Origin of the sequence: Chryseobacterium sp. X308, assembly GCF_020733145.1 — a bacterium.
Classification (GTDB): Bacteria; Bacteroidota; Bacteroidia; order Flavobacteriales; family Weeksellaceae; genus Chryseobacterium; species Chryseobacterium cupriresistens.
Genome location: NZ_JAJFZH010000018.1, coordinates 46863 through 69051 on the forward strand (window position 1 = coordinate 46863; position 22189 = coordinate 69051).

Annotated in this window: 24 protein-coding genes; 16 read left to right on the plus strand and 8 right to left on the minus strand. The window is 37.5% G+C overall.

Annotation, left to right across the window (positions count from 1 at the left end; genetic code table 11):
* Positions 1–152 precede the first annotated feature (152 nt).
* Positions 153–587 (plus strand): GNAT family N-acetyltransferase, encoded by a 435-nt coding sequence (locus LIV57_RS17395; protein WP_227943623.1) that lies wholly within the window; start codon positions 153–155, stop codon positions 585–587.
* Positions 587–1054 carry a GNAT family N-acetyltransferase gene (locus LIV57_RS17400; RefSeq protein WP_227943624.1) on the plus strand — a complete coding sequence of 156 codons (468 nt, stop codon included), beginning with the start codon at positions 587–589 and terminating at the stop codon, positions 1052–1054. Before LIV57_RS17395 ends, LIV57_RS17400 begins: the two co-directional genes overlap by 1 nt.
* Here LIV57_RS17400 and LIV57_RS17405 read toward each other — a convergent pair.
* Entirely contained in the window at positions 1031–1927 is an 897-nt protein-coding gene (locus LIV57_RS17405) for a LysR family transcriptional regulator (RefSeq protein ID WP_110010919.1), read from the minus strand. The two genes, LIV57_RS17400 and LIV57_RS17405, sit on opposite strands and share 24 nt — an antisense overlap.
* 40 nt (positions 1928–1967) lie before the next feature.
* Entirely contained in the window at positions 1968–2714 is a 747-nt protein-coding gene (locus LIV57_RS17410) for a metallophosphoesterase family protein (protein WP_227943625.1), read from the minus strand.
* 318 nt (positions 2715–3032) lie between these two features.
* Here LIV57_RS17410 and LIV57_RS17415 point away from each other — a divergent pair, with 318 nt between their 5' ends.
* From LIV57_RS17415 to LIV57_RS17440, 6 genes are all read left to right on the plus strand, one after another.
* Positions 3033–3650, plus strand: coding sequence for an NAD(P)H-dependent oxidoreductase (locus tag LIV57_RS17415; protein ID WP_227943626.1), 618 nt, complete (start codon positions 3033–3035; stop codon positions 3648–3650).
* Complete coding sequence (locus LIV57_RS17420) at positions 3647–4531, plus strand: NAD-dependent epimerase/dehydratase family protein (RefSeq protein WP_227943627.1); 885 nt, start codon at positions 3647–3649, stop codon at positions 4529–4531. Before LIV57_RS17415 ends, LIV57_RS17420 begins: the two co-directional genes overlap by 4 nt.
* A gap of 2 nt (positions 4532–4533) precedes the next feature.
* On the plus strand, positions 4534–4821 hold the full coding sequence (locus LIV57_RS17425) for a putative quinol monooxygenase (protein WP_110010915.1): 288 nt from the start codon (positions 4534–4536) through the stop codon (positions 4819–4821).
* A gap of 2 nt (positions 4822–4823) precedes the next feature.
* A complete protein-coding gene (locus LIV57_RS17430) occupies positions 4824–5576 on the plus strand; it encodes a type 1 glutamine amidotransferase domain-containing protein (RefSeq protein ID WP_227943628.1) in 753 nt (250 codons plus the stop codon).
* A 219-nt stretch (positions 5577–5795) separates the two neighbouring features.
* Positions 5796–6779, plus strand: a complete 984-nt coding sequence (locus LIV57_RS17435) for an aldo/keto reductase (RefSeq protein ID WP_227943629.1) — start codon at positions 5796–5798, stop codon at positions 6777–6779.
* A 219-nt stretch (positions 6780–6998) separates the two neighbouring features.
* The gene (locus LIV57_RS17440; protein ID WP_227943630.1) at positions 6999–7967 is read left to right on the plus strand and encodes a cyclase family protein; all 969 of its coding nucleotides are present in this window, start codon (positions 6999–7001) and stop codon (positions 7965–7967) included.
* Between the two features lie 470 nt (positions 7968–8437).
* On the opposite strand, the gene LIV57_RS17445 is transcribed toward LIV57_RS17440, so the two are convergent.
* The 3 genes from LIV57_RS17445 to LIV57_RS17455 form a co-directional block, all read right to left on the minus strand.
* Positions 8438–8881, minus strand: coding sequence for a carboxymuconolactone decarboxylase family protein (locus tag LIV57_RS17445; protein WP_227943631.1), 444 nt, complete (start codon positions 8879–8881; stop codon positions 8438–8440).
* A gap of 8 nt (positions 8882–8889) precedes the next feature.
* A complete protein-coding gene (locus LIV57_RS17450) occupies positions 8890–9321 on the minus strand; it encodes a DoxX family protein (protein WP_227943632.1) in 432 nt (143 codons plus the stop codon).
* Between the two features lie 63 nt (positions 9322–9384).
* Entirely contained in the window at positions 9385–9957 is a 573-nt protein-coding gene (locus LIV57_RS17455) for a Crp/Fnr family transcriptional regulator (RefSeq protein WP_227943633.1), read from the minus strand.
* A 65-nt stretch (positions 9958–10022) separates the two neighbouring features.
* On the opposite strand from LIV57_RS17455, the gene LIV57_RS17460 reads away from it, so the two are divergent.
* From LIV57_RS17460 to LIV57_RS17475, 4 genes are all read left to right on the plus strand, one after another.
* The gene (locus LIV57_RS17460; RefSeq protein WP_227943634.1) at positions 10023–10388 is read left to right on the plus strand and encodes a DUF1304 domain-containing protein; all 366 of its coding nucleotides are present in this window, start codon (positions 10023–10025) and stop codon (positions 10386–10388) included.
* 516 nt (positions 10389–10904) lie between these two features.
* On the plus strand, positions 10905–12155 hold the full coding sequence (locus LIV57_RS17465; protein WP_227943635.1) for a glycine betaine/L-proline ABC transporter ATP-binding protein: 1251 nt from the start codon (positions 10905–10907) through the stop codon (positions 12153–12155).
* 1 nt (position 12156) lies between these two features.
* Complete coding sequence (locus tag LIV57_RS17470) at positions 12157–12984, plus strand: ABC transporter permease (protein WP_110367868.1); 828 nt, start codon at positions 12157–12159, stop codon at positions 12982–12984.
* Between the two features lies 1 nt (position 12985).
* The gene (locus LIV57_RS17475; protein ID WP_227943636.1) at positions 12986–13840 is read left to right on the plus strand and encodes a glycine betaine ABC transporter substrate-binding protein; all 855 of its coding nucleotides are present in this window, start codon (positions 12986–12988) and stop codon (positions 13838–13840) included.
* A gap of 284 nt (positions 13841–14124) precedes the next feature.
* Here LIV57_RS17475 and LIV57_RS17480 read toward each other — a convergent pair whose 3' ends face one another.
* Positions 14125–14508 carry a winged helix-turn-helix transcriptional regulator gene (locus LIV57_RS17480; protein WP_227943666.1) on the minus strand — a complete coding sequence of 128 codons (384 nt, stop codon included), beginning with the start codon at positions 14506–14508 and terminating at the stop codon, positions 14125–14127.
* A 92-nt stretch (positions 14509–14600) separates the two neighbouring features.
* On the opposite strand from LIV57_RS17480, the gene LIV57_RS17485 reads away from it, so the two are divergent.
* The gene (locus LIV57_RS17485) at positions 14601–15596 is read left to right on the plus strand and encodes an NADP-dependent oxidoreductase (RefSeq protein WP_227943637.1); all 996 of its coding nucleotides are present in this window, start codon (positions 14601–14603) and stop codon (positions 15594–15596) included.
* A complete protein-coding gene (locus LIV57_RS17490; protein WP_227943638.1) occupies positions 15586–16059 on the plus strand; it encodes a cupin domain-containing protein in 474 nt (157 codons plus the stop codon). The genes LIV57_RS17485 and LIV57_RS17490 overlap by 11 nt, the downstream gene beginning before the upstream one ends.
* Positions 16060–16258: 199 nt before the next feature.
* Here LIV57_RS17490 and LIV57_RS17495 read toward each other — a convergent pair whose 3' ends face one another.
* Positions 16259–16720, minus strand: a complete 462-nt coding sequence (locus LIV57_RS17495; protein WP_227943639.1) for a thioredoxin fold domain-containing protein — start codon at positions 16718–16720, stop codon at positions 16259–16261.
* Positions 16717–18786 (minus strand): TonB-dependent receptor plug domain-containing protein, encoded by a 2070-nt coding sequence (locus LIV57_RS17500; protein ID WP_227943640.1) that lies wholly within the window; start codon positions 18784–18786, stop codon positions 16717–16719. The genes LIV57_RS17495 and LIV57_RS17500 overlap by 4 nt, the downstream gene beginning before the upstream one ends.
* 122 nt (positions 18787–18908) lie before the next feature.
* Between LIV57_RS17500 and LIV57_RS17505 the strand changes: the two genes are divergently transcribed.
* Together LIV57_RS17505 and LIV57_RS17510 are read left to right on the plus strand one after the other, a co-directional pair.
* Positions 18909–20060 carry a homogentisate 1,2-dioxygenase gene (locus LIV57_RS17505; protein ID WP_227943641.1) on the plus strand — a complete coding sequence of 384 codons (1152 nt, stop codon included), beginning with the start codon at positions 18909–18911 and terminating at the stop codon, positions 20058–20060.
* A gap of 423 nt (positions 20061–20483) precedes the next feature.
* Positions 20484–21995 (plus strand): succinate CoA transferase, encoded by a 1512-nt coding sequence (locus tag LIV57_RS17510; protein WP_227943642.1) that lies wholly within the window; start codon positions 20484–20486, stop codon positions 21993–21995.
* Positions 21996–22189 lie beyond the last annotated feature (194 nt).

Sequence of the window (22189 nt, forward strand, 5' to 3'; positions counted from 1 at the left end):
GATAAAACCTACTATGTTCACTTCTAACTTCTAACTTCTAACTTCTAACTTCTAACTTCTAACTTCTAACTTCCAGCTTCCAGCCTCAAAATTCACCCTTCTCCTGGCATCTCACCTCTATTTTCCCTATTTTTGCTCAAAATTTAAAAATCATGTCACAACATATCAGATTGGCTACAGCAGAGGATTATCCGAGAATTATGGAAATATGGGAATCAGCAGTAAAAGCAACACACGATTTTCTTGCTGAGGAAGATTTCAATTATTTCAAAGAAGCCATTCCAAGAGACTATCTTCCTAATCTGGAAGTGTATTTAATTACTGAAGATCATGAAACTAAAGGATTTGCTTCCGTAGCAGAAGGCAACCTGGAAATGCTTTTCATCCACAACGATACACGTGGAAAAGGCTATGGTAAAACACTTTATCAGTTTATGAAAGAAAAAACCGGACTGACCAAAGTAGATGTCAATGAACAAAACCCTCAGGCTATCGGTTTTTATGAAAAAATGGGTTTCAAAAAAGTCGGAAGATCTGAAAAAGATGGTTCAGGAAAAGATTATCCACTTATTCATATGAGTCTGTAATGGAAGATTTCACTTTTCATCAATTAAATTCCGATTCGGAAATTCCCTATCATCTCCTGTTATTGGCGGATGAAACCAAGGAAGCGATTAATCAATATATTTTCAATTCCGATATTTATCTTTTGCATAGCGGTACTGAAAACATTGCAGTGATGGCATTGTACAAGAAAAGCAATACCGAACTGGAAATAAAAAATGTTGCTGTCATTGAAAGCTACAGAAGCAAAGGAATCGGAAGTATCCTGATGAACAAGGCTAAAGAAATTGCGAAAGAAAACCACTATAAAATACTGACTGTCGGAACCTCGGATACGGGATTCCAACAGATCAGATTTTATGAGAAAAACGGATTCATCAGAAGTGGAATACTGAAAGACTTTTTTATTAAAAATTATCCTGATCCAATCTATGAAAACGGTTTACAGATGCGCGATATGATTGTCTTAAGCCATCACCTGGCGGAATAAACCTTTAATATGCTCTATTTCAGTCTGGTAATTGGTTTTCTTACGACATCCGAAATACAGCGTGTTTTCCAGTTTCTTTTTTCCTTCCCAGATCAGCTGTACTTCACCGCTTTCGATATCATTCCTGCACAGAAAATCAGGTACAACAGCTAATCCTGTTCCTCCCTTCAGACAGCGGATAATTGAATTCAGGTTGGGAACGATATAATTAGGGCGGAAATTCGGTTTATGACCAAAATTTAAGGTCCAGAACTGGAAAAGGTGTTCCATATCTCCGGTGGTTCCGTACCATTTTTCATTCTTCAACCACTCTTCAATCTGCTCTGCATCTTTTGTTTTCAGCACTTTATTGAAAGCTGCTTTATCTACATCTTTCCCTCCGACCAGAATAATTTGTTCCGAAGAGAAGGCTTCATGTTCGATATTGGGTGAAGACCCTTTTTTAGGAGTGATGATAAGATCGAGAATTCCTTTATCCAATTGATCCAGCATTTCAGGATATTCTCCAAAACTGATGATCAGATTAAAAGGTAATGAAGAAACATATTGCTCCAGAGTAGTCTGAAAAGTCTCAAAACACATCCCTACACTGATGGTAGGTGTATGTTTCTCTGTAGATTTCTGAAAATTCTTTTCTACATCTTCCAGCTTAGTGAGCGGTTCAGCAACTGCATTAAACAATACTTTACCACGCTCTGTCGGGATCATTTTTCTACCGGTCCTGTCAAACAGCTTGTAACCCACATAAGCTTCCAGTGAACTTAAGTGAAGGCTTACTCCCGGCTGTGATATGAATAAAGCATCAGCAGCACCCGTCAATGTCCCGGTTTTATAGATCGCCTTAAAAGTACGATACCATTCTAAATTAACCATGACTTAATTATTAATATTATAATGCAAAGTTACAAAATAATTATAATATTAATACATTTTCATTCTTAAGAAACGAAGCATAATAATCCGGAATCCCGCTTTCATGTATCTGTCGGACAGTTTCATCAATCGGATAAGATAACTGTACAATTTCAGGAGTGATTTTTTCTTCATCCAAAGTCAGTACCATATAGGAAGCCAGTCTGTTTTCTTCTTTGGAGCGGCCAACAGAACCACAATTAACGGCCCAAGTATTATTTCCGAACTGTTTTTTAAATGATAAATGGGTATGTCCCATTACAATCAGATCGGCTTTTGCCCATTCCAGCATAGATGTAAAAACCTCATCATTTTCTGATTCATACAAATAAGTATCATTGCTTTCAAGACTGGAATGAACCAGCTGGATGTTCCAGTGCTTTTTACCTGTTTTGTAATTTAACTTTAAGTGGAAAGGCAACCCGGAAAGAAATTTTTTATTCGGTTCCGTAATATATTTTTTAGAATGATCTATCGCAATGAATCTGGCATTCGTCTCTTCTTCTGAATGCTTAGGCAAAGGAACAACAGGAATATCAAAAGCAATTCTTTCATCATGATTTCCCATCAGACATGGAATGTTCAGACTTCTTATTTTTTCTATTACTTCATTTCCCCAGGGCGCAAAATCTACCAGATCTCCCAGGCAGAACTTCTGGCTGATTCCTCTCTGTTCAATATCCTTCAACACCACTTCCAATGCAGGAAGATTTCCATGCACATCACTAAAAACAGCTATCTGTATCATTGTCCTTCAATTTGTTAGGCAAATTTACCTGTCGGAAAATAATTCCGGCTCAGGAATGATATGATATTTTACCATGAAATGGGAAATTGTCAATCGTCAATTTTTGCTTCGTAAAGTCAATAGTGAATGATTAGCTGCTGGTTAAAATAACCTCGAAACCCACAACCCATAACCCGTAACCCGCAACCCGAACCTCATAACCCGAATCAAAAAAACAAGCTATCACAAAAATAATAACATCCTATAATTTATATTATTTTTATTATACAATCATCTGATCTAACTTTGCAGAGTAAAATTTAAACAATCATAAAAAAAATGAAAAAAGTACTAATCATCAACGGAGGACAGAATTTCGGACATTCCGGAGGAAAATATAATCAGACTATCGCAGACAATACATTAGCCGTTCTTAAAGAATTTGAAAATGTAGAAGTAAAGATCACCAATGTAAGTGAAAATTATGACAAACACGAAGAAGTGCAGAAGTTTGTCTGGGCAGATTACATCATTTACCACACTCCTATCTGGTGGTTCCAGCTTCCGAACGGATTGAAAAAATATATTGACGAAGTCTTCACTGCAGGTCATGCAAAAGGAATTTATATGAGCGACGGAAGAAAGGCTGAGAATCCGGAAATCAACTATGGTACAGGAGGAATGCTTGGCGGGAGAAAATATATGTTAACAACAAGCTGGAATGCTCCTGCAACTGCTTTCACACTTCCCGGAGAATTCTTTAATGAAAAAAGCGTGGACGAAGGTCCTTTATTTGGGTTCCACAGAATGAATGCCTTTGTTTCTATGGAAAAAATGGAAAGCTTCCACTTCCACGATGTGGAGAAAAACGCCAACATTGAACGCGATATGAAGCTTTACAGAGAACATGTGAGAAATGTTTTTGAAAAAGAATTAAGATCTGAACTGGTATCATGAAAAAAATACTGATCACAGGTATTACCGGCTATATAGGCGGAACTATCGCAAAAAGACTCCTTGACAGGAATTATGAAGTGACAGGACTGGTTCGTAATGAAACCCATGTACAGGAACTGCAATCATTAGGAATCAAAACCATTGTGGGAAATATTCATGATGAAGATCTTATCAGAACAGCGGTTTCTGATATTGACGCTGTAATCCATAACGCAGATTCAGCAGATGATGCGTATGCAGCAGATAACTTTATCAAAGCACTGGAAGGAAGTCAGAAAAAGTTTATATTCACTTCAGGGTCTGCCATTTTTGGAGGAAAGGAGAATGGTCAAAAAAGTGATTTTATCTTCAGAGAAGATTTCCCTTTGCAGCCAAGGCTGGAAATGGCATCAAGAGTATTAATCAACAATTACGTCCTGCAATCTGCCAGTAAAGGCATACGAAGTATTGTTATTGTTCCTACCATGGTTTACGGAGAAGGCCTTGGAATAAAAAAAGACAGCATTCAGGTTCCGGCTCTTATCAACTTTTCTAAGGAGAAAGGGCATGGTGTTTATTTTGGTGAAGGTGAAAATATCTGGTCCAATTTACATATTGAAGATCTCGCAGATCTGTATGTGCTTGCATTGGAAAAAGCAAAAGGAGGCTCTATCTATTATGCAGAAAACGGTTCATCTTCTCTGAAAAACATTGCAGAAAAGATCAGTAAAAAATATAATTTACAGTCAGCTAAATCATTAAGCATACAGGATGCGGTTGACAAATTTGGTCCTGCAGGAGGTTATTTCGGTTTTGCATCCAACAGCAGATGCAGTTCAGATAAAGCCAAAGCAGAACTGGATTGGAAACCTATCTATAACTCTATTGAAAATTTTATTTAGTTATGAAAATTCATCTTACAGCCATTATAAAATCCAAGGAGGAACATCAGGCAGAAGTACTGGAAGTTCTTCAGAATATGGTAAAAGAAACAAGAAAAGAAGAAGCTTGCGAGCTTTACAGCCTTCATCAGGGAATTGAAGACAAAAATGAATTTGTTTTCTATGAAATCTGGAAAAGTAAAGAAGGACTGGATCAGCACAATCAGCAGCCTTATATCCAGGCTTTCGGAGCTTTGGTTGAGGAGAAACTTCAGGAAAAACCACAGATTTATACCACCAATCTTATTTAACAATGAAAAAATTAGCGTTTTTAATGCTTGCGGTCTTTACGATAGGATTCGTACAGGCACAAACCAAAAAATCAAAGAATATGAAAAAGAAAATTTTATTCGTCGTTACCAGTCATGACAAAAAAGGCAGTACAGGTGAAGATACAGGATATTATCTGGGTGAAGTTTCTCATCCGTGGGAAGTTCTTCACAAGGCAGGATATGAAATAGATTTTGTAAGTCCGAAAGGCGGAACTCCTCCGGTAGACGGCTTCGATTTGAAAGATCCTGTCAACAAAGAATTCTGGGAAAATAAAGAATACAAAAACAAAATTGACCATTCTATGACACCGTCACAGGTCGATCCTAAAGAATACTCAACCATCTTTTATGCAGGAGGACACGGAGCAATGTGGGATTTTGCAGACAATAAAGAACTGTCAGATATCGCTTCCAAAATTTATGAAAACGGAGGAATTGTAGCCGCTGTATGTCACGGTCCTGCAGGTTTGGTAAATATCAAATTGAATAACGGGAAATATCTTGTAGACGGTAAAAAAATCAATGCTTTTACCAATGAAGAGGAATCTGAAGTAAAATTAACCAACGTTGTTCCTTTCTTACTGGAAGATAAACTGAAAGAAAGAGGAGCAAAATTTGAAAAATCAGGACTTTGGCAGAATCATGTGGTAACCGATCAGAGAGTGATCACAGGACAGAATCCACAGTCTGCAAAAAGCGTTGGAGAAGCTATCGTAAAGGAATTAAATAAATAACAGACAATATTTAACCACAAAGCCACAATAGTTTTCAGACACTTAAGTAAAAAAAGATGCTATTCAGAATACAGAGAAGAACACTTAAGTTCTTTTTAAATCCGAAAAGTTCTTAAAAGGGTCACTACTGGAACAGCGAGAATTCCTCTCCTACTGAGGGGTGGCGAAAATTCAAAGAATTTTTGACGGGGTGGTTCACACATAACAATTTAAAACAAAATGGAATACAGAAAATTAGGAAACACCGATTTAGAATTATCAGCAATCACACACGGAGCTTTTGCCATCGGTGGAAACATGTGGGGCGGTAATGAAAAACAGGATTCTATCAATTCTATTCACGCATCATTAGATCATGGTGTAACTTCTATCGACACGGCTCCATTCTATGGTTTCGGATTGAGTGAAGAAATGATCGGTGAAGCGATCAAAGGAAAAGACCGTTCAAAAATCCAGCTTTTGACAAAATTCGGATTGGTATGGGACGGAAGCAACAACGGAAAAGGAGAATTTTTCTTTGATGCAGAAGACGAAGGAAAAATTCTTCCGGTTTATAAGCTGGCTTCAAAAGAAAACATCATCAAAGAAGTTGAAGAGAGTTTAAAAAGATTAGGTACAGATTATATCGACCTTTTACAGCTTCACTGGCCGGACAGTACTACGCCTATCTGCGAAACCATGGAAGCTATGGAACTATTGATCCAGCAGGGAAAAATCCGTGCCGCAGGAGTAAGCAACTACAGTGTGACTCAGATGGAAGAAGCTAACAGGACTTTAAAGCTTGCCAGCAACCAGGTTTCTTACAGTATGCTCAACCGTGCAATCGAAAATGATCTTGTTCCGTATTCTTTGGAAAACAATTCTGGAATTATCGTGTACAGTCCGATGGAAAGAGGTCTTTTAACCGGTAAATATTTCAAGGAAACCCAATTGAAAAATAACGATCACAGAAACGGATATTTCTCTCAGTTTGATCTGAATAAGGTAAAAACTTTCTTAGAAAAAATTGAGCCTATTGCACAGGAAAAAGGAGCCAGCCTTTCTCAGCTGGTATTAAGATGGACGACACTACAACCTGCAATTACAGTAGTACTGGCGGGAGCAAGAAATGCACAGCAAGCCATCGAAAACGCAAAGGCAATGTCTATCGACCTTTCACAGGAAGAATTGAACTTCATCAATTCAGCGCTAAGCGAAATATAATACAAAGCTGGAAGAAGGAGGCTGGAAGAAGGAAGTTATTGATGTTGGATAACCAATAGATTGGTTTACGATTGAACTTCAACTGTCATTCCGACGAAGGAGGAATCTCTTTGTTACATGCAGAAAAGTGTATAGAAACCACCTAATTATCAATACACTAATAAAACTTCCCTCTTCCAGCTTCCAGCTTCCTTTCTTTTAACCTCAATCCTTATAAAAATGAAAAATAATCTGATCAAAATGTTCGGGTTAGCCACTCTATTGACTATCAACAACATTAGTTTAAAGGCACAGACACTTGTCAATCCGGAAGACCAATCATGGTATCCTTCTGCTTATGGTGCGAAAGATGAGATCGGAGCAGCCAATTTGTTGACTCCTGAAGTTGTCAAACAGGCTTTGGGACTTGTAAAACAAGGTAAAACATTAGCGCTTGCCGTTCCTATTGATAAAAACCTGCCTGCTTTCAGACACAGGAGTTTTAATTTATACAATATCCAGCCCGGAGAACAGGGAGGAAAAAGTATTGGTCCCAATAAATTTACTTTCAATGATGAACTGGTGAACGGATGGACCGGAGTAGGAACACAGCTGAACGGTATCGGACACATTGGTATTGACAATACTTACTACAATGGAAATAAAGCAACAGACTTTGTAACGGTAGAAGGCGTAAAAAAACTGGGTGTCGAAAAAGTACCTCCTTTTGTAACCCGTGGTGTGGTCCTTGATATGACTGCCCATTATGGTAAATCAATAGTACCCGGAGGAACAGAATTTACTGTAGAAGACATCAGATCTGTTTTAAAGAAACAGGGCCTTACCCTGAGAAAAGGTGATATCGTTCTTTTCAATACCGGATGGCTTGACTTGATCGGTAAAAACAATCAGCAATTCCTGGAAACAGAACCCGGAATCGGTATGGATGCCGCAAAATGGCTTGCCGATCAGGGAATCGTAGCTTTTGGCGGCGACACCTGGGCTTCCGAAGTATATCCTAACCCGAAAAGTAAGGAAGAATTTCCCATCAACCAGTTCATGCTGGCAAAAAAAGGAATTTATAACCTGGAGCTGATTGACAGCCGTCCATTGGTGAAACAAAAAGTCTGGGAATTTCTATTCGTACTGGGCCAGCCTTTATATGTAGGTTCTACGCAGGTGAATGTAAATCCTGTGGCTATTTATTAATTTAAATGCTTACAGTAGGTTGTTTAAAAATTTATATTTATTATTTTAACCACAAAAGGCACAAAAGTTTTTTCAGAACCAAGCCTCATACGTAATAAAGTACACCTAAGTTTTGTGAAAATCTCTGATTTTCATCTTGTGTGAACTTTTCTGCAGTATCATTTTAAACTTACTTAAGTGAACTCAAGTGTTTTAAAATGAACCCTTTTGTGACTTTTGTGGTTTGGTAAAATTCAAACAACTTTTATATCCGAGAAACGAAGAGACAATGTAATTCCGGTTTAAAAAATAAAATGAACCAAAGAATTTATTTTAGAATTAATACCTGAACCGTGTTACACTGCCACTTTGCATCTTGCATCAAAACGGCCTTTCAAAAATTTGAAAGGCCGTTTTGATAAAAAGTAAACATCCGTAATTACGCAGTCTTCATCAACGTCCATCTTCCATCACCCAACTTCCTGACTCCGTTATTTTGCAATTGGAATATGCGTGCTCACTGCAATTCTGTTCCAGGCATTGATGGTAATGATCGCCATAATGATCTGAGCGATCTGGTTTTCATCAAAGAATCTTTTCGCCTTCTGGAAAGTTTCTTCTGTTAATCCGTTTTGACTGATCAGTGTAATTTCCTCTGTCATTGCCAAAAGTACCTGCTCTTCTTCAGTGAAAAATTCTTTCGCTTCTGTCCATCCGTTCAGAATAAAGATTCTTTGAGGATTTTCACCGTATTTGATGGCATCTTTGGTGTGCATATCAAGGCAGAACGCACATTTATTGATCTGTGAAGCCCTGATTTTAATTAATTCCTTCTGAATATGGGTTAAAGAAGTGGTCTGTAAGTATGCTTCTAATCCCATCATTGCTTTGTAAGCTGCTGAATCTACTGTTGCAATATTTAATCTTGCGCTCATAATATGTATTATTTTTTGGTTAATTGATCTATACTTAAAGAATAATGCTGCTGTACCGCCAGTAAAAGAGCGGCTGCACTTCCCACCCATACAGAATAGTTTAGTGGGGCTTTGGGACCTGATGCAATGGTCATAGAGATGGCAAAAATTAACAGCAGTGCACTGCTTCCATAGGCCGCAATTCTTGTTTTAAATCCAAAAATCAGCATCAAAGGAAAAAGAATTTCTAAAAAGGTTGCGGCATACGCTGAAACCGTACTTAAAGCTTCCGGAAGAAAAAAGGTAAGCTGTCTTGTATATTCTTTAAAACTCTCCATGTTTCCCCATGAAGAATTTTCTTTGCTCCATAATCCGAATCTGTCTGCTACTGCAGAAAGCATCGTAACGGCGAGAGCCAGCCTTAAAAAAAGTTGCGGAAAATGATTTTTTGTATCTGTCATTGCATTGGTTTCTAATTACATGACAAATTTCCGGCTTCTGATCCGTAAAAAACTTAAACTGGTTTAAGATCGTAATTTTGCTCTGATTTCACTCAGATATTCTGGAGTAAGATTCAAAAATGAGGCAATCAGATATTGAGGAATCCTTTGGATAAACCACGGATACAATGTACTGAAATGCATATAAAGTTCTTCTCTGGACATCTCATACAAATAACGGATTCTGCGTTCCGCAGCAGCATATGCCCGCTGATAGATCATGCGGAAATACCTTTCCATAACAGGATGCTTTTGTAATAATTCTTCCTGTCGCTCCAGATCAATCACCAAAACGGAAGAATGTTCCACCGCCTGTATAGAAAAGTTAGTTTGTATCTGCCTTTCGTAAGCAAATGTATCTGTAATCCACCAGTTTTCAATGGCAAATTCCGTTGTCTGCTCTACCCCTTTTTCATTGATAAAAAACTTTCTCAGACATCCTTTCACTACAAAATACATGGTCCGGCAGACTTCACCTTCCAGCACCAGATTTTGCTTCTTTTTTACATCCATTACCTCGAAAAATGATACAATAGAAGTATATTCCTCGTCAGTTACCGTAATAAATTTGTTTAAATGTGATTTGAATAAGTCCATGGTAAGAATTAATACTCAAACTTAACTTTATTTTTTTAGTTTTACAATGAGAAAAATATTGAATCATGGAAATCGTTGCTAAAATTCTGATCGCTGTCGTTGCACTGGAACACCTTTATATTCTTTGGATGGAAATGTTCGCATGGGAAACCAAAGGAAAAGAAGTTTTCAAAGCCGCTCTGCCTGCAGAAATGTTTAAACCAACGAAAGGACTTGCTGCCAACCAGGGACTTTACAATGGTTTCCTCGCTGCCGGACTGATCTGGTCATTCCTGATTAAAGATCCGCAATGGCAGACCAATGTGGCATTATTCTTTTTAGGATGTGTAGCCGTTGCAGGAATCTATGGAGCAATCTCTGCCACTAAAAAAATATTTTTCGTTCAGGCACTGCCTGCCCTGTTAGCCATCATAGCCGTTTTGCTGAAATAATTCACCTGATTATATAGACAGTCAATCTTCTCTTAACTTTGATGATAAGGGAAAAAATTTACATGAAACCTCATTTAAAAACGCTACTGGAAATCAATATATTACAACCAGAAAAATCCATTTAATATAAAATTCGTAAATTTGCACCGTCATAAAAAATTGATATACAGTTTTTTGATGCTGGCAAGCATTTTGATGAAATGTAGCCATTCAAGTTGTTCAGTATACATATCTGTAATTACCTCATCAGTAATTTAATTGTAGAATCTATGTAAAAGATCAGTTTCTTTTTACATAATACACTCTTTTTCTAGAGTATAATCTATTGAAATATTTAAAATAAACATAAGGCCAGCTGGTCTTTATGCTATTATTTTTTTGTTTAAAGCTTTTATCACCAAAGGCTTGGCAAATTATTTTATCCTATTACCAACAGCAGAACAACGAAAGCTAAATATATAAAATGAATTGGTGTACAATTTTTTATATCAAATTATTAACTGAAAAATTCTGAATATGGAAAAAAATGAAAACACTCGAAAAGTAAAACTTAAAGTGGAAGACCTGACCATCATCTTTGGTAAAAACAAAGAAAAGGCACAGGAACTTCTGGACAAAGGTTTTTCCAAAAAGGAAATTCTTGAAAAAACAGGCTGCACCATAGGGATAAACAAAGCCAGTTTTGAAATCTATGAAGGAGAATTCTTTGTGATCATGGGACTTTCAGGAAGTGGAAAATCTACTTTACTGCGCTGTTTGAACAGACTGAATGAACCCACGTCAGGAAAAGTATTCATCAATGACGATGATATTACCAGTAAAAACAACAAGGAACTTTTACAAGTAAGAAGAACGGAAATGAGTATGGTATTCCAGAAATTCGGATTACTGCCTCATCATACGGTTTTAGACAATGCTGGTTTCGGATTAGAAATAAGAGGAGAAGACAAGGCTTCACGCGATAAAAAAGCACAGAAATCGCTGGATATCGTAGGATTAACCGGTTTTGAAAACCAATATCCTTCACAGCTTTCCGGAGGAATGCAGCAGAGAGTAGGATTGGCAAGAGCGTTGGCCAATGATCCTGAAGTTTTGCTTATGGATGAAGCATTCTCTGCACTGGATCCGCTGATAAAATCTGAAATGCAGGATCAGATGCTTGAACTGCAGAATACCTTACAAAAAACCATTGTCTTTATTACGCACGATCTGGATGAAGCCATTAAAATCGGAGACCGTATCGTCATCATGAAAGACGGTGTTATAGAACAGATAGGAACTGCTGAAGATATTCTAACCAATCCGGCAAGCGATTATGTAAAAGCGTTCGTAGAGAAAGTAGACCGTAAAACGATTATTACCGCCAGATCTTTAATGTTTGACAAAGCGACAGTTGTACGTTTCAGAAAAGACGGTCCTGAAGGAGCTTTAAGAAAAATGAGAGCTACGGGGCTGGAAAACTTACCTGTAGTGGATTTTCAAAATAAATTTCTGGGTTTTGTAACCCTTAATGATGTTGTCCGCATTGCCAAAAAGAAAGAACCTACGGTAGAATCTATTATCAACAGTAATGTTCCTTCGGTGTATCCTGAAGTAACGGTAGAAGAAATGCTGCCGCTGATCTCTGAAAATAAATCATCCATCGCTGTAATCGATGAAGACAATAAATTTTTAGGTCTTGTCACTCAGTTATCACTGGTCATAGAAGCGACCAAATTTAACGAAGAAGAGATTATTGAATTAAAAGAAATCGCAAACAACCAATAAGATGAATAAAACTATAGATATAGGTCAATATGTAGAAACTGCAATCAATTGGCTCACAGAAAACGGAAAACCTGTATTTGATGTCATAAAGCATCTGGGAAATTCCTCTATTATGGGGATTGAATGGGTTTTAACAAACACTCCTTTTTATGTAATCATTCTCTTTTTTACCCTGCTGGCACTATGGAAAGCCGGAAAAGGCATTGCTGTAGTAACGGCGGCCGGATTAAGTTTAATATTTTTAATGGGATTATGGAAAGAAACCATGGAAACGCTGGCTCTGATCTTTGTCTCCACCATTACAGCCCTTATCCTTTCTATTCCATTGGGAATTCTGGCCGCTAAAAGCAAAATAGCTGACAAAATCATTCGTCCTTTACTGGATCTGATGCAGACTATGCCCGCATTTGTCTATCTGATCCCGGCTGTACTGTTTTTCAGTATCGGTAAAGTACCGGGTGCTTTTGCAACGATTATTTTCGCCATGCCGCCAGCAGTTCGATTAACAACTTTGGGAATTGAAGCCGTTCCGAAAGATATTGTGGAAGCTGCCAGAGCTTTTGGGGCCACCAACCGTCAGATCCTGTTCAAAGTAGAGCTTCCTTTAGCGATGAAAACGATTTTAACGGGAATTAATCAAACCATATTGTTATCCTTATCCATGGTTGTTATTGCAGGAATGATTGCTGCAGGCGGTTTAGGAGAGAAAGTACTGGAAGGAATTAATAATCTGGATATCGGATTAGGATTTGAAAGTGGTTTATCCGTAGTGATATTGGCCATTATCCTCGACCGTATTACCCAGGGATTTGTAAAGAAAAAGCAATAAGATGAAACAATTTAAATATCTGTTTTTGCCCGTTTTAATGTTACTATTTACAGCATTAAGTTCGTGTGAAAACATAAAAAACTCAAAATACATTACCATCGGAATGGTAGATGGCTGGGCGGAAGATGTTGCGATGACGCATGTTGCAAAAGCCATTCTGGACGAGCAGGGATATCACGTTATTATCCAAAAAGCCTCTACGGATATGATTCTGGCTTCGATGAATAATGAAGATACAGACCTTTTCATGGGAGTCTGGATGCCTTATACTCATGCTAAAAAACTGGCCAAATTTCCGGCATTAGTTCATCTGGGAACCAATTACGACAACGGACGTATAGGACTGGTGGTTCCTGATTACGTTCCTGTTAACTCCATTGAGGAGCTCAATCAATATAAAAATCAGTTCAATCAAAGAATCATTGGAATTGAAAAAGGAGCCGGATTAACCACCGGAACGGATAAAGCAATTATTGACTATAAACTGGATTATCATCAGATCAACTCTTCTACCATTGCCATGATCACCGAATTACAGAACGCTATCCAACGTAAAGAATGGATTGTGGTAACCGGATGGCAGCCTCACTGGATGTTTGGAAAAATGAAGCTTAAATTTCTTGATGATCCTCAAAAGATATATGGTGAAGCAGAACAGATTAAAACTTACTCCAGAAAAAGCTTTGCAAAAGATCATCCTGAATTGGCCAAATTCTTTTCAAAACTCCATTTTGATGATGAGAATATGTCTGATCTTTTAATGAAAATGGAACAGAGTAAAAATAAAGAAGCCACCGCCAAAGAATGGGTGAAAGATCACCCGGAACTGGTACAGTCCTGGCTAGATAAAAATTAATAAACAGTTTGGTATTATTTAAAAATCCTCAACTCAACATGGGCTGAGGATTTTTTATCGACATAGATTAGTTGATTTTTTCTCTATGAAGCCATATTATTAGTAATCGCAAAGACGCAAAGAAATTTAATAATATACTGCTTTAAGGCGCAAGAAAATCAAAGATTTTCAGCAAGTTTGTTTCAGTTAAAATTCAACAGAATTAAATTTTATCAAAGATAAAATCCTTGCGCCTTAAGGCATATTTAAAAGAAAATTGTTGCGTCTTTGCGTTTTTCAATATCTCATAACGATCCCATTGATTCTTTGATTTTCTCACGATGAATGATCCCCCAATTCACCAATGTTTCTGTGACCGGAAATACAGATTTCCCGTACTCAGTCACTGCATACGTTACCGTAATCGGCTTTGTATCCTGAATGGTTCTGGTGATCAGGAGATTCGTTTCCAGTTCTTTTAATTCTTTGCTCAGCATTTTCGCAGAGATTCCTTCAATACTTCGCTCCAGTTTCTTAAAATGAATCTTCTGATCTGGTCTGTTCGTCAGATATCGTAAAATCATCAGTTTCCATTTTCCTCCTAAAACGTCCAGACTGTCCCGCATCGCGAACAATTCCTCTGTGCAGCTGGCTTCTCTTTCAATGCCGTTTTCAATGATTTTTGCCATAATAGTTTCATGAAGGTAACTAGTTACCATTGGTTAACTAGTAGCAAATATAAACTATTCCCGCTTTACATTTGTGTATCAAATTTTAAAGTATGAAAGCAGTTATTTTAAATAAGAACGGAAAGCTGGAAGACGGATTTGCAGAACAGCCAAAACCCAAAAGCAATGAAGTTTTAATTCAGATTAAAGCAAGTGGTTTCAACCCCATCGATTATCAGATGCTGGAAAATGAATTGGAACGGAAACTGATCAGTTCCCCGATATTAGGAAGAGAACTATCCGGAATTGTAGTGGGTAAAGGTTCAGAAGTTAAAGAATTCAATATTGGAGATGAAGTCTATTGTGGCAGCGGTTCCATGGGAAGCAACGGCACTTACGCTGAATATATTGCAGTTCCTGAAGCCATTGTTTCCTTTAAACCAAAAAATATTTCTTTTGAACAGGCGGCTGCCATTCCTTCAGCAGGGCTTACTTCTTTACAGATCTTTAACCGTTTGAAATTAAACCCCGAAAATACAGTTTTGGTAACAGGAGCAACCGGAGGAGTCGGTTCATTTCTGATCAAACTTTTATTAGCACATAATATTCGACAGATCACAACCACAGTGGGCAGTGAAGAAAACAGACAGATCCTTCTTAAACTGGGTTTAAAAGAACATCAGATCATCAACTATAAAGAAGAGAATCTTATCCAAAATATTTTAAAAGCCAATAATAACCAGCCTTTCGAATATGGAATTGATCTGGTTGGAAACTATATGTCGGAAGTGACTGCAGAAGTTTTGAAAATCAACGGAACTTATGTGGATGTCACGGCTTTGGTAACAAAAGAAGCTCATGAAATGCTGTTCAACAAAGGAACTCTGATTATGAATATTTCCAATTACACTTACGGAATGATTAAAAAATATGAGTATTATAAAAACAGTTTATTAGAAATAAAAAGACTCATTGAAAACGAAACGATCCTTCCTCCTCAACATAAAATCATAGGAAACCTTTCTTTAGAAACTGTTCTGAAGGCGCATTCTCTATTAAAAAATAATCAGACTCAGGGTCATAAACTTATCATGAGAAATGATGAATAAAATACCACGACGAATTGTTACAGGAATTAAAGATGGAAAATCCGTTATTATAGAAGACCAGCAGGTTGAAAATGCTGTAGAACATTTTCCGGGACTTATCATTTCAGATATATGGAATACGCAAACAATGCCTGCAAGTCTGGATTTTGAAGCCAGAATTCCCAACCTGGGATTTCCACAGACTCCTAAAAATGGAACTTACTTCCGGTATGTCGTTGTTCCTCCCGATAAAAATTTAGGCATAGAATGGAAAAAGAACGAACCTCATCCGATGATGCATCAAACGCTAACACTGGATTATATTATCATCCTTTCAGGCGAGCTTTACCTTATCATGGAAGAAGGAGAAACGCTTCTGAAACCTGGCGACGTTGTTATTCAAAGAGGAACGAATCATGCATGGAGCAACCGTTCTGACGAGCCTTGCATTCAGCTGGCGGTTTTGATTGATGCAGAAATTTAATTTGTTGGAAAAACGCAAAGACGCAAGGAAAAATAATTAATGTATTGTTTTTAAGGCGCAAGAAAATCAAAGATTTTCAGCCAGGAATTATTTATAAAGTATTAGAAATATATAATTTTATCGAAGATAAAATCCTCGCGTCTTAAAAACAGATAAAAAAGAAAAAATTGCGACTTTGCGTTTTCCAACAAAGGACAACTCACAAAGCAGAAATCTCCAGCAGTTTCTGCTTCATTTTTTCAGTCGTCATCTGCCCTTCCTGATAATACACCAGATTCTGATGCTTATCCAGAAATATCCACAAAGGATAAACAGGCTGATTTTTATTTTTTGACAATGCCAGCGTCAGCTCATGAATTCCCGAATTTCCATTCTGCAGATATTCAAAATCCTGGTTCTGAAAATGAATGGTCTCCTTCGTTTTCTCTGCCTCAAAGTTGATAAAATAAAAGTGATCATTGATCATACTCACCAACTCTTTATCTTTATTCATACGGAAAGACTCAATCTTACAGACCGCACACCAATCTGTATATAGATGGATCACAACCGGTTTAGGATTTTCTTTCTGCTGAACCTCAAGATCAGAAAAAGTGCCTGTCTTCATCTGAGACAGATAAAAACAGGGCACTAACATTAAAAATAAAGCTATTTTTTTCATTTCAAAGTATATTTTACACCCAGAAATCCTCTGATTCCCTGCATCGGGGCGTAACCGTATGCCGTATCAAAAGTATAGTGATTAGGATTGTTGACAGGATCATCAACATATTTATCAAACGGGTCAAACGGTCTCATCAAAGGATCTTTAGGTCTGAAATTGAATAGGTTTTTTATTCCGCAATACACTTCAAATCCGGATTTAAAGCTCTTAGACACCTGAATATTGGCCAGAGAATAAAACGGTGAATATTCAGGACGGTAGTCGTTTACCAGAACAGGAAGCCTCATGGGTCCGTAGAATTGTCCTGTAAAATCGATGGTCAGATTATTGGCGAACTTATATGTCAGATTATAAGTACCACTCCATTTCGGAGCATGCAATTGCTGTGTTTTTTGATTTTCATTATCAAATTTCTGATAGACATCCAGATACGTTATTCCCAGATTGACACTAAAAGGGAATTGAAAGCTAAAATCCACATTCAGGGAAGCTCCCCGTGAAATTCCGTACCCATGAAGATTGTCATAAATAATTTTATCAGGGTCCGAATCAAAATCTCCCACGATTTTATTACTGAAATACGTATAAAATGCCGACGCATCGAGATTCACCATTCGGTTTCCTACAGGAATTTTCCAGATATAATTCAGATTTCCGTTGATGGATCTTTCCGGTTTCAGGTCAGATTTTACCACCACTTCCCTTGAACCTGTCAAAGCAGCATGATCTTCCGTAAACAAATTAACCACTCTGAACCCTGTTCCAAAATTGAAACGCAAAGTGTGATAAGGATTAGGGTTAAATTTCCATGCAAACCTTGGTGAATGTACGGAATGGTGCACTTTATCATAATCGTATCTGTACCCAAGTAACAAGGTATTTTTATCGTCGATCTCCCACTGGTCCTGAATAAAGGTGCCCCAGATAGGAGATTTCATCGGTGCATTGGTAATTCCGTCCGCATCGAGTGTTCCCGGGGTATTATCATCGTAAAATGTTCTTTTAAAAGTAATCCCGGCAGTAACATCATGCTTCCCGAAGCTTCTGTCCCAATACGTCTGTACAAAGGCTACCTTTTGCGTGGCATTAAAGGGATTTGATCCGTAAAAAGAATTCTGATCATGATAATTATAAGAAAACTGAGTCACGATATGCTCTTTCATGGGCCATTCGTACAATCCGAAAATCTCTGCCCTGTTGGTATAAATACTTTCTCCGTATACTTCATCACTGCCACGGAAAGATTTATTCCACTGCATTTCACCGCCAAAGCGGTCTTCATACAGATACCTCATGGCAAAACTTGCCTGTCTGTTTTCCTTTCTTTTAAAATTCCATTTGTTAAAAACCGAAATCCTGCTTTGCAGCGTAGCATCTGTAAAATTATCTTTATTCTGATCTATCCTCTCCTGAAAACTGAAATAATTTAAACTTAATAATGAAGCGGCCTTTTTTCCAACATTGAACTTTGTGGAAAGATCCAGGTTATTTTCACTCCAGGTACTGGTCATCATATCAACACTCAGTTTAGGAGCAGTCAAAGCATTTTTGGTAATAATATTGATCACACCTCCCATCGCTTCAGAGCCATAGATAGAAGACGCAGGACCTTTTACAACTTCAATTCTGTCTACCAGACTATTGGGGATTCCGCTTAATCCATATACGGTGGAAAGTGAACTTACAATCGGCATTCCGTCAATCAGGATCATGGTATAAGGCCCTTCCAGTCCGTTGATGTGAATATCTCCCGTATTGCACACAGAACAGTTCAGCTGAGGTTTTACTCCATTCACCATGGCAATGGCCTCAAAAATACTGGGAGTAGGATTTTTCTGGAAAAATTTCTGACTATAAATCTCTACAGCGACAGGACTTTTCGACCTGCTCATCGGTTTTATGGTTCCGGTAACCACTACATCTTCAATGGTACTGGTCTTAAATTCCCTCTTCATAACTTTTGCAGAATCCTGACTTTTAGTCTGCTGTAAACTCAAACTGTCCATCTCCTGTGCAAAGCAATAGGTAGATAAAAAAGTAATAGAAAATAATATTCGCTTCATGAAATTAAAATTGTTAGACAAATCTAACAATTATTTTTCAAATACAAAACTTTGCATAAAAATATAGATTGAGCCAATTCATGAAAAATGATTAAATTTGAGAAACTACATACGAAAGTAAAATGAGATATCATCAATCGGGAAATATCCCACCAAAAAGACATACGATCTTTAAGTCTCCTGAAGATAAATTTTACTATGAACAGCTTTTCGGTACAGAAGGCTTCCATGGTATTTCTTCTCTGTTATATCATATCCACCGCCCTACACAGATCAAATCTATCGGTGAGCCGAAAGATGTGACTCCTAAGATCGCAGTGGAAAAAAACATTACTCCCAGAATGTTTAAGGGAATGAATGTAACTCCTGAAAACGATTTTCTGGACAGCCGAAAAATCCTTTTGATGAACAACGACCTGAAAATGGGATTGGCAAAACCTAGAAATTCGATGGATTATTTCTACAAAAATGCGGAATGTGATGAGCTTTTGTACGTTCATAACGGAACGGGAATTTTAAAAACATTTGTAGGTGATCTTGAATTCGTAACAGGAGATTATCTTATTATTCCGAGAGGAACTATCTATCAGGTGGAACTGAAGTCTGATGATACTGTATTTTTCGTACTGGAAAGTCACTCTCCTATTTATACTCCGAAAAGATACAGAAATGAATTCGGGCAGCTTCTGGAACATTCTCCATTCTGTGAGAGAGACATAATTGCTCCTACTTTCAAAGAACCCGTTGACGAAAAAGGAGAATTCCTGATTAAAGTAAAAAAAGAAAATCAGATTACAGATTTCATCTATGCAACACACCCGTTTGATGTGGTGGGCTGGGATGGCTATTTCTATCCTTATAAATTCAATATTAAAAACTTTGAGCCGATTACCGGAAGAATTCACCAACCGCCACCGGTTCACCAGAATTTTGAAGGACACAATTTCGTAGTATGTTCATTCTGCGCAAGAATGTATGACTACCATCCACAGGCGATTCCGGCACCTTATAATCATTCCAATATTGATTCTGATGAGGTATTGTTCTACACAGAAGGTGATTTTATGAGCCGTAACCATATTGATTTGATGGACTTTACCCTTCACCCGGGAGGAATTGTACACGGACCTCACCCTGGTGCTATGGAAAGAAGTATCGGAAAAAAATTCACAGAAGAATATGCAGTAATGGTTGACCCTTTCCGTCCGTTAAAAATTACAGAAGAAGCTTTAAAAGTGGAAGATCCATCTTATAAAACTTCATGGTTAGAATAGTCTACAATTAAAACAGTTTTAAACTTTACTATCAACCACAAAAGTCACAAAAGATATAAATGCTAAAAGTTTATAGGTGAATCTTTATTAATTATAAAGAGCACAAAAGTTTTGAAAATCGAAGATTTTCCTCTAATGTGAACTTTATGCAGTATTAATACTGCCTTTTCATTAAACAAAAGTATTTAACCAAGCTTTTGTGACTTTTGTGGTTAAAAATTCAAATAGATTTATTTTAATATTAAAAAAGTCTATTAAGTTCATATCAAAAAGTATTACTGAATACATACAAAAGACGCTTTAAATCCTTTATTTAAAGCGTCTTTTTTCGTAAATTTGTAAGGTATGGTTAAACATATTGACCATCATTATTTTTCATGACGCATCCTAAGTAATGGTGGTTTAAAACAAAATCAATATTACATGTTAGAAAGAATCAGATTAGAAAGTCTACGCGACAAAGTAACCACCGCGGAAAATGCAGTAAAAATTATCAAAGACGGTATGACTATTGGGTCCAGCGGCTTTACAAAGGCAGGTGACAGCAAAGCCATTTTGCCGGCACTGGCTGAAAGAGGAAAAACCGAAGACCTTAAAGTCACTTTAATGACGGGAGCTTCACTAGGCCACGGTACCGATGGAAAACTGGCAGAAGCCAACGTCCTGAAAAAAAGAATGCCCTTCCAGGTAGATCCTATTCTAAGGAACAAAATCAACAATGGTGAAATTCTCTTCATCGACCAGCATTTAAGCGAAAGTGCAGAGCTTCTTCACACTAAAAACCTTCAGAGCATTGATGTGGCCATTATTGAGGCTGCTTATATTGAAAGAGACGGAAGTATTGTTCCTACCACCTCTGTGGGAAATTCTGTGACTTTTGCGGCTTTGGCTAAAAAGGTTATTATTGAAATCAATACCGAAGTTCCTGAAGAAGTTTATGGAATCCATGACATTTACCAGGCAGAAGATTATCCTTACAGAAATGTTATCCCAATTGTAGCTCCTTGGAATAAAATCGGAAGAAAAAGCATTCCCGTTGACCCCGATAAAATTGAAGCCATTGTTTTTACTAACCGCAAAGACAGTCCGGCAGATATTGCAGAACCGGATGAAAAAACTACCGCTATCGCTAAACACCTTCTGGCATTCTTTGAAAATGAAGTTCTTTTAGGTCGTCTCACAGACCGTTTACTTCCTCTTCAGGCTGGTATCGGTAAAGTAGCCAATGCTGTTCTGACAGGTTTCAAAGACAGTAATTTTTATGATCTTACCATGTTTTCTGAGGTACTTCAGGACAGTACATTTGATCTGATCGATTCCGGTAAGCTAAGTTTTGCTTCGGCATCATCCATTACCGTTTCTCAGGAATGCTATGAAAGAGTATTAGGAAACCTTTCAAAATATAAAGACAAGTTTGTTTTAAGACCTCAGAATATTTCCAATACACCGGGACTGATCCGAAGATTGGGAGTGATCGCCATCAACACCGCCATTGAATTCGATATCTATGGAAATGTAAACTCCACTCATATCGGAGGAACCAAAATCATGAATGGAATCGGAGGTTCCGGAGACTTCGCAAGAAATGCTTATTTAAGTATTTTCGTAACTCAGGCTGCTTCAAAAGGCAACAATATTTCTCACGTGCTTCCAATGGTTTCTCATACCGATCATACGGAACATGATGTTGATATTCTGGTAACAGATGTTGGATTAGCTGACTTAAGAGGGCTTGCGCCAAGAGAAAGAGCCCAGAAAATCATTGACAACTGTGTTCACCCGGATTATAAAGAAGAATTGCAATCTTATTTCGACAGAGCCTGCGAAAAAGGAGGTCATACTCCTCATTTATTACAGGAAGCCTTCAGCTGGCATCTACGATTTGTAGAAACCGGAAGCATGAAACAGAAAACAGCTGTAGAAACTGCTAATTAAGATTTACATCAAAACAGAAAATAAAACGAAAGGACTGAATGCCAATGCATTTGGTCCTTCTTATTTTAAATCAAAATGGGTTTATTCATATGACAAAAATCTGTTCAATATCCTCAAAATATTTATATGAATATAACATTATAAAGATTATCTTTGAAAGGAGAGCGGTATTTTTATGAGATTTAAAATACATT